The 14,246-nt window shown below is 62.3% G+C and carries 13 protein-coding genes and 1 pseudogene; 10 read left to right on the top strand and 4 right to left on the bottom strand.

From position 1 onward, the window contains the following. The first annotated feature begins 36 nt into the window (after positions 1-36). The 6 genes from WIMU1_RS02235 (at position 37) to WIMU1_RS02210 (ending at position 8,125) form a co-directional block, all read left to right on the top strand. Complete coding sequence (locus tag WIMU1_RS02235) at positions 37-1,260, top strand: metal-dependent hydrolase family protein (protein WP_062794967.1); 1,224 nt, start codon at positions 37-39, stop codon at positions 1,258-1,260. Further along, complete coding sequence (locus tag WIMU1_RS02230; RefSeq protein WP_062794966.1) at positions 1,257-2,129, top strand: alpha/beta hydrolase; 873 nt, start codon at positions 1,257-1,259, stop codon at positions 2,127-2,129. The genes WIMU1_RS02235 and WIMU1_RS02230 overlap by 4 nt, the downstream gene beginning before the upstream one ends. Positions 2,130-2,248: 119 nt before the next feature. After that, positions 2,249-3,487 (top strand): PucR family transcriptional regulator, encoded by a 1,239-nt coding sequence (locus WIMU1_RS02225; protein WP_084248048.1) that lies wholly within the window; start codon positions 2,249-2,251, stop codon positions 3,485-3,487. Positions 3,488-3,829: 342 nt separating this feature from the next. Then, positions 3,830-5,173, top strand: coding sequence for an MFS transporter (locus WIMU1_RS02220; protein ID WP_062794964.1), 1,344 nt, complete (start codon positions 3,830-3,832; stop codon positions 5,171-5,173). A gap of 162 nt (positions 5,174-5,335) precedes the next feature. After that, positions 5,336-6,643 (top strand): NAD(P)/FAD-dependent oxidoreductase, encoded by a 1,308-nt coding sequence (locus WIMU1_RS02215; RefSeq protein ID WP_062794963.1) that lies wholly within the window; start codon positions 5,336-5,338, stop codon positions 6,641-6,643. Between the two features lie 81 nt (positions 6,644-6,724). Further along, positions 6,725-8,125 (top strand): FAD-binding oxidoreductase, encoded by a 1,401-nt coding sequence (locus tag WIMU1_RS02210; protein ID WP_245969151.1) that lies wholly within the window; start codon positions 6,725-6,727, stop codon positions 8,123-8,125. 173 nt (positions 8,126-8,298) lie between these two features. Here WIMU1_RS02210 and WIMU1_RS02205 read toward each other — a convergent pair whose 3' ends face one another. Then, positions 8,299-9,459: an acyl-CoA dehydrogenase gene (locus WIMU1_RS02205; RefSeq protein WP_062794962.1), complete on the bottom strand. Its 1,161-nt coding sequence runs from the start codon at positions 9,457-9,459 to the stop codon at positions 8,299-8,301. A gap of 100 nt (positions 9,460-9,559) precedes the next feature. On the opposite strand from WIMU1_RS02205, the gene WIMU1_RS02200 reads away from it, so the two are divergent. The 4 genes and pseudogenes from WIMU1_RS02200 to WIMU1_RS26840 form a co-directional block, all read left to right on the top strand. Further along, positions 9,560-10,234 carry a TetR/AcrR family transcriptional regulator gene (locus WIMU1_RS02200; protein WP_062794961.1) on the top strand — a complete coding sequence of 225 codons (675 nt, stop codon included), beginning with the start codon at positions 9,560-9,562 and terminating at the stop codon, positions 10,232-10,234. 194 nt (positions 10,235-10,428) lie between these two features. Beyond that, a complete protein-coding gene (locus WIMU1_RS02195) occupies positions 10,429-11,064 on the top strand; it encodes a TetR/AcrR family transcriptional regulator (RefSeq protein ID WP_062794960.1) in 636 nt (211 codons plus the stop codon). Positions 11,065-11,080: 16 nt separating this feature from the next. Next, entirely contained in the window at positions 11,081-11,725 is a 645-nt protein-coding gene (locus WIMU1_RS02190) for an enoyl-CoA hydratase/isomerase family protein (RefSeq protein WP_062794959.1), read from the top strand. Between the two features lie 38 nt (positions 11,726-11,763). Beyond that, a pseudogene (locus WIMU1_RS26840) lies at positions 11,764-11,865 on the top strand (DUF4442 domain-containing protein); the annotation flags it as partial. A gap of 46 nt (positions 11,866-11,911) precedes the next feature. Here WIMU1_RS26840 and WIMU1_RS02185 read toward each other — a convergent pair. The 3 genes from WIMU1_RS02185 to WIMU1_RS02175 all read right to left on the bottom strand — a co-directional run bounded on the left by WIMU1_RS02185 (position 11,912) and on the right by WIMU1_RS02175 (position 14,217). After that, complete coding sequence (locus tag WIMU1_RS02185; RefSeq protein WP_062794958.1) at positions 11,912-12,799, bottom strand: DUF5996 family protein; 888 nt, start codon at positions 12,797-12,799, stop codon at positions 11,912-11,914. Between the two features lie 63 nt (positions 12,800-12,862). Next, complete coding sequence (locus WIMU1_RS02180; protein WP_211339035.1) at positions 12,863-13,246, bottom strand: ACT domain-containing protein; 384 nt, start codon at positions 13,244-13,246, stop codon at positions 12,863-12,865. 236 nt (positions 13,247-13,482) lie between these two features. Then, positions 13,483-14,217, bottom strand: coding sequence for a GAF and ANTAR domain-containing protein (locus WIMU1_RS02175; RefSeq protein WP_062795716.1), 735 nt, complete (start codon positions 14,215-14,217; stop codon positions 13,483-13,485). Positions 14,218-14,246: the final 29 nt, after the last annotated feature.

Genomic DNA, 14,246 nt, shown 5'->3' with positions numbered 1-14,246 from the left:
GGAACGAATGCACCGCGGAACAGACCAGGAGGTCATGTGACGGAGACATGGTATGCGGGCGGTAGGGTCGCGGACGGTTCTGGCGCAGAGCCTTCCGTTGCCGACGTCTGTGTGACGGATGGCGTCATCACAGCCATCGGCAGCGCGCCTGCGGGCGCGACGACGGTGGATCTTGACGGCAGGCTCCTCACCCCCGGACTGATCGATGCTCACGTTCACCTGGGCCTGTCCAGCCCCATCAGGGCACAGTTCGGATTCGAACTGTCGGTTGCCGAGATTGCCGCAGACATTTTCACGTCGGCGGCATTCGCGGTCGACGCCGGCTTCACGACAGTTCGCGACACCGGCGGCATCGACCGCGGTGTCGTCGATGTCCTCGCAAAAGGCAAGATGAGGGGTCCGCACGTGCTGTCCTGCGGCCCCGTCCAGTGCCAGATCGGCGGGCACGGTTACTACGGTGCGGATTGGGAGCCGACGGAGATGTGGACCGACCACCACATCCCTGGACTGTGCGCACTGTCGCTGATGTCGGGCAACGCAGACGAACTCCGTAGGAACGTCCGCGAGACGTTCCGCAGAGGCGCCACCTTTCTCAAATTGTGCGTTACCGGTGGTGTCGTCGGGGGGCACGATCGCCTTGCCGACACACAGTTCACCGTCGAGGAAATCGCGGTGGCTGTGCAGGAAGCGGCAGCGCGTGGCACCTACGTGACGGTCCACGCACACGGCAGTGCGGGAATCCGCAACGCCGTACAGGCCGGCGTGCGGTGCGTCGAACATGGCACCGACATCGACGAATCGACCGCATCTCTGATGCACGAACATGACGTGGCCTTGGTTCCCACTTTCTCTGTACTCGATCAGCTCTTCAGCGACGGGGTGACGGACGTGAATCCCTCAACCGTCGACCGAGCGACCGGAGTCCGGGAACGCATGGCATCCGCCCTCGAGATTGCGCGATCGACAGGTCTGAGGATCGGTCTGGGTTCTGACCTCATCGGTCCGAACCAGCAACGAAGAGGTGAAGAACTGCGAGTGCGCTCAGAGTTGGAAACACCGATGCAGGCACTGGTGTCTGCGACAAGCGTCAACGCCGACATCCTCGGCGTGGGCGAAACCGTCGGAACGGTGCGTGCCGGAATGCGAGCCGACCTCGTCGTGTGGCAGAAGGACCCCCTCGAAGATGCCAGTGTCTTCGCCAACCCAGAGATGGCCGTTCTCGTGGTCAAAAGCGGTGCGACAGTAAAGGATATTCGATGAGCACGATGTTGCATGGTTGTCTTGCCGACACGGAGTACCTCGAAGTGACGTCCCGGTTGGGGCACCGCTTCGGTGTCTGGGTCACCACCCCGCCCGACTACGAAGATTCCGCTGAAACGATGCCTCTGATCTACGTGTTGGACGGGAACTGGACGGTCGGTTACACGGCGCCGCTCGTCGTCGCACAACAAGATCCGTTTCTGAACATTGCGCCCTACATCCAGGTCAGCGTCGGATATGCCTCCGAGGAGGCGTCGGACTGGTCGCGGCTTCGCAACCGCGACCTCGTACCGGCCGGGGAACCGGTCGGCGATGAGGTGGTCGCTGCATTGGCGTCGGCTCGCGAGACGGGCACGATGAGCCAAGAAGACACAGACGCCTATCTGGAGCGACTATCGGACTGCGATGCGGACGCATTTCTCGACTTCCTGGTCACAGAGCTTCACCCTCAGTTGCAATCGCGGCTGCGTGTCAGCGATACCGGCCACGGTCTTTTCGGGTATTCGTACGGAGGTCTTTTCGCTCTGTATGCGTGGCTTCGTGGCGAGACACCCTTCGCCACGGTTGGCGCCGGCACTCCTGGGATCAGCAGTTCCGACAGTCAGTTGTTCGACCTGATCCGTACTCTCCCGGAACGCGACAACGGCGAGTTGGGCAGTCCTCGACTCCACGTCACCCTGAACAAAGTCGAGGTCTTGGGTGACATGCCCGTGTACCGCGGCATCGCCCGCAATGTCCTGAGGGCACTGGAAGAGTTGCGAGCCAGCGGTCGCTCAGACTCCTTCACGACCTCGATCCTCGATGAGACGCACGCCACCGGGGTACAGGCGTCGTTCTTGAGTTATCTGAAGCAATGTCACGTCCGGTGATGGTGGCCGTGCGTGCTCGGTGTCGGAGGGGCATACCCGGCCGAAGGACGCAGCAGCACAACTGATACGACTGCACTGATGTGCGGGAGCGCCTGTCGCATGTTGTGAGGAGAGTGCACATGTCCACCAACGACCTGCAGTCGCTCGTTGACGATCTGGCCGGGCGGCTCCGCCGTTCTGTGGCCATTGATGATCCCTCGATCCGACTTCTCGCCGCCAGTCGACACTTTGGCGACGAGGACTCCCTGCGGATCACCTCCATCCTGAATCGTTCGGTACCCGACGACGTGACCCGCCCCCTCTTCGCACTCGGCATCGGCACGTGGGTCAAGCCGGGCCGCGCCCATCTCGATGTGCCCGGAAGCAAAAAACGACTTTGTGTACCCGTCCGCTGCAAGAGTCTGCTGCTCGGCTTCCTCTGGCTGATCGACAACGAGGAGAATCCGCTTACCGAGTCCGATGTCGAGATGGCGGAGGATACTGCCGCACGGGCGGGCATGATCCTCTATGCACGCCTATTGCTCCGTGAACGTTCGAACCTTCGCCGCGAGGCAATCCTCCGGAACCTCGTCACCTCAGCCGAAGACGCCAGGAGGCAGGCAGTAGCGGACGTACTCGCCGAGCAGTTGCTCGTTGAGCACGCGTCGTACTACCAGGTCATCGCAGTGCAGCGAGAAATTGCGCACCCGGTCGAAACCTCGGACGACATAGCAGTAGAGGTAGCGGTGCAGGAAGGGCTGCACACTCTGCCGGACGGCGCCGGCCTGATGGTCGCGGATAGATCCCGAGCTTGGCTATTACTTGCCCTCACTGAAGCATTGACCAAACAGCAACTGGGCTCCATCACTCAGCGGATGACTTCCCGCTTCCACCAGCTGAGTGGAAACGACAGTCGATTCGTGGTTGGTGTCAGCGACACTGTAAGCGCTCTGGATCAGGTATACCGCGCCTATCGACAGGCTGTCATCGCGGTTCGCGCTGCGTTGCTGGTTCCTTCGTTGGGGAACGTGGCGAAATGGGGGCGCCTCGGCCCGTACGACACTCTGTTACGACTACCGAACGATGAAATAGCCAGCGCTGCAGGGTCATCACCCCTGCAGAGGCTCGAAGCCGCTGACAGGCAGCAGGTTCTCGAAACCACGCTCCGCGCGTTCTTCGACAACGCATGCGACATTCGACGCACTGCGAACCTACTCTGCATCCATCGAGCGACGCTCTACCAGCGCCTCAAACGCATCGAGCAGCTCACGGACTGCAATCTCGACAGCGGCGACGACCGCCTCACCCTGCATCTGGGACTGAAGATGAAAGCGCTGGCGGCGGCCAACACAGCGTCAACCACCAGCTGGCCCCTCTAGCGGTCCGACGTCGGGGCGAAAACTGCTTGCTGGCAGTAGGTCTGGCGCCTGATCGACCTCCGGACACATAGACACGCGTTGAAACCGCGCCTCAACGCGACGATTGCGCAATACACAGGCTCCATGGTTGAACAATTGCCCATGATGCAGGTCACGTTCTGAGGCTAGTGTTGTCCACGATGCAGGGTCGCGGCACAGAGCGGTAAGCACCTCGTGTGACCGCCTGTCGAACTTCCAGCTCCCGGGGAGTCACATCGCTTCAGTTGACCGATAACGCTTTTCACGTCGGCAGCAGGCACAGCCGCGCATCAACCATCCCCCGTCCAATCCGAAAGGGCCCCGATGTCGAGCAATGTGGAAGATTCGGCCGAACACGTCCGGGTGCAGGATTCGCGCCAACTGACACGCACTCGGCGGCGAGCTCTGCTCGCCGCGTCGACCGGCAACTTCGTCGAATGGTTCGATTTCACGATCTATGGCTTCATGGCTGTGACCCTTGCTGACGTCTTCTTTCCGCCGGACTCCGGCGGTTCCGCACTGCTGGCCGTCTTCGCCGTCTACGGAAGCGCGTTCCTCGCCAGACCTGCCGGAGCGCTGTTCTTCGGAACCATGGGCGATCGTCTCGGCCGGCGCGGTTCTCTGTCCTTGGCAATCGGATTGATGGGAGTGGCTACGGCCGCGATAGGCCTACTGCCGAGCTACGCAACGATCGGTGCCGCCGCTCCCGCACTTCTTCTTGCCTGCCGACTGATCCAAGGTTTCTCTGCCGGTGGCGAATTCGCCGGTGCCGCGACCTTTGCCGTCGAACACGCGCCACCCGGACGACGGCCGCTCTATCTCGCCATATTCGCCGGATCCACGTCGCTCGGACTCGTCGGCGCAACCGTGACGATTCTGGCCTACCGGTCGATGGGCGCTGAAGCGTTCGATGGTGGCGGATGGCGATGGCCATTCCTCATCGGCGGTGCACTCGCCATTGCGGGGCTGCTTCTGCGCCTGGGTGTCGAGGAGACACCCGTGTTCGAGGCTGTCTCTGCGCAGGACCAGAAGACAACGCGACGATTTCCCCTGCGGGAGCTTCTGATTCAACAGCGCCGCAATCTGATGACACTGTTCGCGTTCTTTGCGTGCCTCGGAGTGCTGAACCACATGATGCTCGGCTACATGCCCACCTATCTGGTCAAGTCCGCAGGGATCTCCACCAACACCGCGCTTGTGTTGACCACGATCGCGATGGTCATCCCGGTGCCGGTGGTCATCGCCTTGAGCGGACTGATCGAAAACGTGGGCCGCCGCCCGTTTGTCCGTCTCGGAGCGGTGGGTACAACGATCGCCCTCATTCCGTGCTATCTCCTGATCGGCACAGGCAATCTCTTTGTGATCGGCACCGCGTTGGCCATCCTGATGATGGGTGCAAGCATGCTGACCACCGGTTTGCTTCCGATCTTGGAACTCCTCCCCGGAAAAGTGCGGTACGTCGGAACCGCTGTCCCGTACAACGTTGCATACGCAATCTTCGCCGGCACGGCGCCACTGGTCTGCCAGGCACTGGTCGACAGCACCGGTAGTCACCTTGCGCCGGCGTTCTACGGAACTGCAATCGCTCTGATCGCGTGTCCCTTCATCTTCCGCGGCATCCCCGAGACCAAGGGTGCGGATCTGAGAACGGGTCTCAGACAACCGTGAAGGCGCAGCGCGGCGACTCACATGCATGACCACAAGAGATCTCACGGCGCTACAAATCCTGCGTTGCACGTGGTCCAGCTGTTCACAAATGTAGATAGCACTGCCCGCCGCCCTCAGCAAGGCTTTTCGTGTCAGCAACGTGATTACTGATCTGGAGGAACGATGGCAAGAGTGACCGATGCAGTAGTTGTGGGAGCCGGGGTGATCGGTAACTCCATTGCTTATGAACTCGCTGCCCGCGGCTATCGAGTGATGGTGATCGACAAGGAGGGTGGCTCTGGCTTCGGATCCACCAGCGCCTCGAGCGCGGTCATCCGATTCAATTACTCCACCTTCGACGGGATGGCCGCAGCTTGGGAGGCGGCACATTGCTGGAGGACCTGGCCCGAGCACCTGGGCGGTGTGGACACAACGGATCTGGCCCGTTTCCATGAATGCGGCATGGTATTCCTCGATGTGGACATCGCCCCGCGTGAACGCACTGTCCGGCTCTTCGACAAGATCGGCGTGAAATACGAACTGTGGGACTCGGACACATTGGCGAAGCAGATTGCAGGAATCGACGTCGGTTCCTACTACCCACCGAAACCTGTTGACTCGGAGTCCTTTTACGCGGACACGGACTCTTCTCTCGGAGCGGTCTACACCCCAGAGGCCGGCTTCGTCGACGATCCCCAACTCGCCGCCGCCAACCTCGGTGCTGCCGCGGTTGCGAACGGGGCCGTCCACGTGTTCCGTACCAAAGTCACTCACATCGAACAACAGCCGTCTGGCCGGTGGATTCTTCACCTGGACAACGGCGCCACTGTCGAGGCGCCGATAGTTGTCAACGCCGCCGGCCCGTGGTCGGGCGCCCTCAACGCGATGGCAGGGGTGGGGGCCGACTTCACGGTCACCGTGCGCCCCCTTCGGCAGGAGGTCCATCACGTCACGGCCCCCAAGGACTTCAACCAGGATGTCCGACTCGGCCCGATGATTGCTGATCTCGACCTGGGAACCTACATGCGCCCGGAACACGGCGGAGGATTCTTGATCGGGGGCACCGAACCTGAATGCGACCCACTGGAATGGATCGATGACCCCGACAGCGCCAACCCGAACCGCACTGCTACCCGCTTCCAGGCACAAGTACTGCGAGCTGCCCGGCGGCTTCCCCACTTGTCGGTCCCGTTCCAGCCCAAAGGAATCGCCGGCGTGTACGACGCCGCTTCGGACTGGACCCCGATCTACGACAAGACCGATCGTCCCGGCTTCTATGTCGCGATGGGCACCAGTGGAAATCAGTTCAAGAACGCGCCTGTTGCAGGCCGATTCCTGGCGACCCTGATCGAGGAGGTCGAGAAGGGGCGTGATCACGATGCCGATCCGGTGGTCTATACGGGCCCGCATACAGGTTTGACGATCAATCTGGGATCTTTCTCTCGTCGACGTGATTTCAACACCGAGTCGACCGGGACCGTCTTGGGTTAGGCGCCGGGAGCCTCCACCCACAGCACATCATCGGTACACGACCCGTCGATTCGAAAGGCCGATCGGATTACTTTGAGCGCTATGCCTGTTGACGTCAGTACCCGTATGACCGAGCTCGCCGACGAGCTGACCACGGCAGTTCCCGCAGATCGCCTCGTCACCGACCCCGACGTGGTCGCGACGTATTTGCACGACGAAGCCGAATGGGCGCCTTACGGCGCGCCGCTGCTCGTCGTCCGGCCACGCACCGCCGAGGAGGTGCAATCCGTCGTTCGGGCCTGCATCAAGCGACGCGTCCCCGTTGTCAGTCGCGGCGCGGGCACCGGACTGTCCGGCGGTGCCAACGCCATCGACGGCTGCGTCATCGTCTCCTTCGACAAGATGAACACCATCAAGGAGATCAACTCCCTCGAACGCCTCGCCGTCGTCGAACCGGGCGTTGTCAACGATGACCTCCGCGCTGCTTGCGCCGCGGAAGGCCTCTGGTACCCGCCGGATCCGTCCAGCGCCGCCTGGTCCACCATCGGCGGCAACGTCGCCACCAACGCCGGCGGCCTGTGCTGCGTCAAGTACGGCGTCACCCGGGACTACGTCCTCGGCATGCAGGTCGTCACCGGCACCGGCGAGCTTGTACGGCTCGGCCGCCGCACAGCCAAGGGCGTTGCCGGCTACGACCTCGCCGGGCTGATGGTCGGCTCCGAGGGCACCCTCGGTGTCATCACCGAGATCACAGTGAAGCTGCGCCCGCTGCAGGAACCGCAGCGCACCATCGTCGGATACTTCGACTCCACCGTGGACGCTGGGCACGCGGTACGCGCGGTCGCCGAAAACGGCCTCACACCGTCTGCACTCGAGCTGATCGATCGACAATGCCTTGTGGCAGTGGATGCCTGGAAGAACATGGGCCTGTCCGCCGACGCGAACGTCCTGTTGCTCGGCCGCATCGACACTCCAGGCGCAGTCGGGGACATCGAGGCCGAGCGGATGCTCGCGTGCTACGAACGCGCGGGTGCCACGTGGAGCGCCCAATCCACGAACCAGCAGGAGGCCGATGCGCTGTTCCTTGCCCGCCGCCTGGCCTATCCAGCGATGGAACGCCTCGGGCCCGTCCTCACTGAGGACATCTGCGTTCCGAAAGCCGTTGTCCCCGAGATGCTCGCGCGGATCGAGGAAATCGGCCTGCGGCACGACACACACATCGCGTCCATTGCCCACGCCGGTGACGGCAACCTGCACCCGCTGCTCATCACGCCGAACGACGACGAGGACGCCCGGATACGAGCACAAGCCGCGTTCGCGGAGATCATCGACGCGGCGATTCGATACGGCGGCACCGTCACCGGCGAGCACGGCATCGGTTTGCTCAAGATGGACGGCCTCGCACAGGAACTGGTTCCACCGGTGATAAACATGCACCGGGCAGTCAAGAAGGCCCTCGACCCGCACAGCATCATGAACCCCGGCAAAGTGTTTCGGCTGTGAGGGAGCATTCGAAGCGGAAACTCTGAGTCACCGCGTCTGAGCTACCGGCACTCGGCGAGGCCGTGCATCCACAGCGCATTCCCCCACCCGGCCGAGCCTGTGGAGCACTCGGCCCGCTGGAGGATGCTCTGATGAACGTACTGGGTTAGGCGTTTTATGAACGGTTAGGTGGATCAGCGCAGTAGTGCGCGTGACATCACCACTCGCTGGATCTGGTTGGTGCCCTCGTAGATCTGCGTGATCTTGGCATCACGCATCATGCGCTCGACGGGGAAATCGCGGGTGTACCCATACCCACCGAACAACTGCACCGCATCAGTGGTCACCTGCATGGCCACATCAGAAGCAAAACACTTCGACGCCGCCGAAATGAAGCCGAGGTTCCTCTCACCACGCTCAGCCCGAGCGGCCGAGGTGTACACCATCAAACGGGCGGCCTCGATCTTCATCGCCATGTCCGCCAGCATGAACTCCACACCCTGGAACGAGCTGATCGACTTACCGAACTGCTTACGCTCCTTGACATAAGCGATCGTCTGATCCAGAGCACCCTGCGCAATACCCAACGCCTGCGCACCGATCGTCGGACGCGTGTGATCCAACGTCTCCAACGCCGTCTTGAACCCGGTGCCCGGCGCCCCGATGATCCGATCCCCAGGAATCGTGCAGTCCTCGAAATACAACTCCGCCGTCGGTGAACCCTTGATACCGAGCTTCTTCTCCAACGGACCCACCGTGAACCCGGGATCATCCTTGTGCACCATGAACGATGAAATACCGTTGGCACCCTTCTCCGGATCAGTCACCGCCATCACCGTGTACCAGGTGGACTTCCCGCCGTTGGTGATCCAGCACTTCGAACCGTTGAGCACCCAGTTGTCACCCTCCTCGCGGGCCCGGGTCTTCATCGCCGCCGCATCCGAACCCGCCTCACGCTCAGACAATGCGTACGACGCCATCGCCTCACCCGACGCGATCGACGGCAACACCTGCTGCTTGAGTTCCTCAGAGCCCTTCAAGATCAGGCCCATCGTGCCCAACTTGTTGACCGCCGGGATCAACGACGCCGACGCATCCACCCGCGCCACTTCCTCGATCACGATGCACGCAGCCACCGAGTCACCACCCTGACCCTCGTACTCCTCGGGCACATGGATCGCGTTGAAACCCGAGGCCGTCAACGCCGCCAACGCCTCCTCGGGAAAGCGGGAGTTCTCATCGACATCAGCAGCGTGGGGCTCGATCTCCTTCTCGGAAAGAGCCCGGATCGCCGCACGTAGCTCGTCATGCTCTTCGCCGAGCTTGAACAGACCAAAATCGGGGTTGCCGGCCATCAGAACACTCCTCGTGATCACTGTGCGCGCGAACCTCGGGCGCCTTCTACGGTACTTAGTACCACATGTGTGGTACTAAGTACCAGTGACAGGAACGGGCATGCCCCAAGCAGAGACGACCCGCCAACGCCTTGCACGGGCGGCCTTCGCACTGTTCGAAGAGCACGGGTACGACGCGACCAGCGTCGACGACATCGCCGCACGCGCGAAAGTTGGCCGGACAACGCTGTTCCGCCACTTCGGGTCCAAAGAAGCCATCGTGTTCCCCGACCACGACTCACTGCTGCAGAGCGCCCACAGCCACCTCGCCGGAACCGACCCCGAGATGATGCCGTCCGCGGTCATCGACGTTGCGCGTTCGGTCTTCGACAGCTACCTCACCGAAGGTGAACTGGCGCAAGCCCGTTACCGCCTCACCCGGACTGTTCCCGCGTTGCGTGACTACGAGGTCGCCACCGTCTCCAAATACGTCCGACTGTTCAACCGGCACCTGCAACCGACAACAAACGACTCCACCGCACAGCTTCGCCATGAGATCTTTGCGCACGCAGTTGTCGCCGCCCACAATCACGTACTGCGCCGCTGGCTACGAGGCGACATCACCGACGCGCACCAAGAGTTCACCGACGCAATGACAACTGCCCGCACAGTCCTCCAAATCAGCGCGAACGATTCCACCACTTCAGCGGTTGTGATTCTGTCCACCAACCAGCCGCTCGACTCAATTCTTCCGCGTATACACGACGCGATCGGCGATCTGGGCTCGTCGCGTTAGACCGCCGCTGGCGGCATTTCCTCCGACTTCGCGTACTTCCTCCGGTTGCAACCGGAGGAAGTAGCTGGAGTCGGAGGGGGTGCGGCGATTCGACGGTGACCAAACCCGTTTGCGCCGCACCTGCGTCGAGCGCACCATAACGGAGCAGATGCTCCGAAATGGTTTCAGAGCACGCGCTCTGTTATGGTGGCTTCATGCCCCGCCCCCGTGTTCACGACCACGACCACCTGCTGGATGTCGCCGAGAAGTTGGCCGTCGACTCCGGGCCGGCCGCTGTCACCGTTCGCGCCCTCTCCGAGGCCACCGGGGTATCAAATGGGGCCATATACAACGCCTTTGGGTCCCGAGCCGGATTGGTCGGGCGTGTGTGGCTACGCGCCGCCGGACAGTTCCTCGCACTGCAACGCGACACCGTTACCCGGACCCTGGCCGAGGGCTCGGGCCGCGAGAGCGCGGTCGAGGCGGTGGTTGCGGCCGCCGACACCCCTGCCGTGTTCTCCATCGAGCACCCTGTTTCGGCGCGGTTTCTCCTCACCGTACGACGCGAGGAACTCCTGGGTTCCGGAGACATTCCGGCTGATATAGCCGACGAGTTGCGCACACTCGACAAGACACTGGGCGACCTGCTCATCCAGCTCTCCCGAGCGCTGTGGGACCGCACCGACCGGCAGACCGTTGCGATCATCCGAGACTGCGTCGTCGAACTGTCAACCGCTTTGCTGTTGCGGGGCAAACACATTCCTGATGCCCCGGCAAGGGAACGGCTCGCCGCCGCCGTGCGAGGCGTCCTGTCCATCCCCCCTCCCCCAGCCAGATCTTCAAAGAAATGAAACGAAAGGATGCCCGATGACCGCAACCCTGGAGTACCGCGACAAGATCGCCATACTGAACTTCGGTGACGACGAAAACAGGTTCTCGCCGGACTGGCTCGACACAGTCAATACGCACCTGACCGCAGCGCACAGCAATGCCCAAGGACTCATCACCACAGGTTCGGGCAAGTTCTACTCCAACGGCCTGGACCTCGACTGGCTTCTGGCACACGGGGATCGCGCCGAATGGTACGTCGACCAGGTGCACACACTGTTCAACCGAATCCTGACCTTCCCCTTGCCCACCGTGGCGGCGATCAACGGTCACGCCTTCGGCGCCGCAGCCATGCTTGCGACCGCACACGACTACCGGGTGATGCGAGACGACCGCGGCTACTTCTGCTTCCCTGAAGTCGACATCAACATCCCCTTCACGCCCGGGATGGCCGCCCTGATCCAGGCGAAACTCAGCCCGCAAACTGCAGTGACTGCCATGACGACCGGCCACCGATACGGCGGCGCAGAAGCACTGACCTCCGGCATCGTCGACGACACCGCACCAGAAGTCGACTTGGTCGACGTCGCAATCACCCGACTGTCGCCCATCATCGGCAAAAACCCGGACACCCTCGGGGCGATCAAAACCACCATGTACACCGCAGTCACCGCAGCCTTGTAACAAGGCCGGAACTGATACCGCCGGCGAACTCAGGACAGCCCATGACCACCGACGAACCCAACGAACTCGTTGTCCCCGTGGACATTCTCGACGCCCACAGCAACGTCTTCGTCACCGCCACCATCACCATGCACGTCTCGCGAAAAGACGCACTAGCGAGCAGGCAGGCGGCAGGCCGACCGGCCCCTAAGCCCAGCCGGCCGTTTCCGCCGCCGCGCGATGTGTTTGCTCAAGGAAGTTCAGAACCATGGCGTCGGGATCGGGTGACTGACGCACGAGATGGTACGGAAGCACGTACTCCCCCAGTGCGGCGTCCCAGAACGCAGGAGCTTCGACGGCCGGATGGGTGTCATATCCGTCGGGATGGGGGTACGCGTACGCGTAGAAGACGCCTTCCTCAGCACCACCGGGCCAGTAGCCTGCGCTCGAGACCTCGTCACTGTAGGCCTCGTGCATGACCCAGTCGGGGCAGTTCGGAATACCGCCGGGATGCCTGGGGGCAGCGCGGCCCGAGAACCGTGTGACGGCGAGATCGAATGCGCCCCAGAAGAAGTGGACGGGTGAAGACTTTCCTCGGAACTCACCACGGAACCTCGACAGGACACCATGCGCACTGACAAGTGATCGCCAGAAGCGAGACATGGCGTCCGCGTCGTACGAGGCATGCACGGTGTCCTCGGCGAACGGGATCGCCTCAGGCAGTTCGACGGGGGTGCCGACCAGCGTTATGTCGAAACCGAGGTCGTCGAGGTGACCGGTGTACTCGGCGTAGAAATCGGCGACGGTCCGCGGTTCGAGCTTCATCCGGCGGCTGCTGCCGTCGGTGACCAGAAACAGCAGCTCGTGCTCGATGAAGTCGAAGCGGATCTCGAGGCCGCGATTGCCGACGGCCATCAGTGACGTGGTGAGCCCGCGCGCGTCCACATACAGCGCAACACCCCACCAATGATTGATCTCCGGCCCGAGAGCCATCCGGGTCTTGCCGACGATCTGGGTCCACAGCTGAACCGTGTCCCTGGTGTCGATCCACGAGTCCACCGGCAGGGCGGGCCAAGAGTCGTCTCTGGTGCTCATGAGCCCATGATTCCCGAAGTTCGCTCGACTCGCGCAACCGGGATGGATACCTGCCCACACAGCCTAAGCCGAGACGATGTGCCCGACCGATCGGAGTGCAGCGCACGCCCTGTCCAGCTCAGCGCTCGGGACCAGTACGACATCTGCCTCTGCCGTCGAAACAACAAAGATCGGGCAGCCCGATGCCGACAGCGGCGCAGCAATCGACACCGTCATCCCAGGCTCATCGAGCCCGTGTGCAGATCCACCCGAGTAGAAGGCAAGCCAGCGATCACCCTCGTCCGGTTCAGCTCGACGAACCCGAGTTGTCCCCTCGGGGGACCTCGCCACCATGAGATCATCAAGCGCGCCATGCATTTCGACACCCGAGGACGTGTGCTCGATCTTGAACTCGCCGTCGAGTAGAGCGATGCGCTGCGGAACTATTTCAATGGTCAACGACGTCACGACCACACCGTAGCCAACCCTCCAGTTCGGCGGAGCATCTGGCGAGAACCGTCGGGACGCGTTGGCCGGTCTATCGGTGATGCAGGCCGATCAGTTGGCCATACTCTCGGCGCGAGTCGCACCCGGAGTGCCACTTCAGGTAGCGGTCGAGTCAGTGCACTCGGCGACCGCTGAGATGATGGTCCGGATCGACGCGCGGGTTCTAATTGCCCTTCGTAGGCTTTGGCCTGGCTTCGCTACCGCAGCAGAGGGCTGGGCTGGCTGGTGACGACCGGCCCTTGCTCAACGAGCTGTGCGCTGATATGGGCGACCGGTGTGTTGGAATCCTGGGACAGTTTCGTCAGCAGCGCGAATGCCTGCACGGCGTCGATGCCGAACCGTTCCATGATCATGCCTTTCGCCTGCCCGATGACGTCCCGGCTGGCCAATGCCGATTCGAACTGGGTTCTGTTCGTGACTAGTTGCAGCGCGACAGCCCCATTGGTGGCCAGCATCAACCCGATCTCCTGGTCGCGATCGGTGAAGGCATTCACTGCTTTGCCGAAGATGTTCAGTGCGCCGATGACCCCGGGCGCGGTGTAGAGCTTGAACGACAACATGCTGGTCACGCCCGCGTCAGTCGCCGCCTGGCAGAACTGTGGCCATCGGGTTTCGGTGCTGAAGTCATCCACCCGCACCACCGTTGAACCGGTGGCCACCTCTACACAGGGGCCCTGGCCGAACTGTTCCTGCAGATCGTCCATCTTCCGCGGCAAGGTACTGGTGGCAGCATACGAACGGAACTGCTTCTTCCGGCCGGAGATGACAAGGATGTCGGCACAGTCGGCACCGTCGAGCAGATCGGTGGCCGCGGTCGTGACGGCCGAGAGCGCATCATCGACGTTGCGGGACGTGGTGACGCCTTGGGCGAGAGAGGCCAACGCTACCGCCAGGTCTCGATGGTCAACGCCTTCAAAATCATTGTGCAACATCGTGTTTGCTCTCTCAATTCTGAGTAACG

It is taken from the genome of Williamsia muralis NBRC 105860 (genome assembly GCF_001598915.1).
In the GTDB taxonomy this organism is placed as follows: Bacteria; Actinomycetota; Actinomycetes; order Mycobacteriales; family Mycobacteriaceae; genus Williamsia; species Williamsia muralis.
Note: the sequence above shows the minus strand (reverse complement) of the source record. Positions and strands in the feature narration are given on the sequence as shown.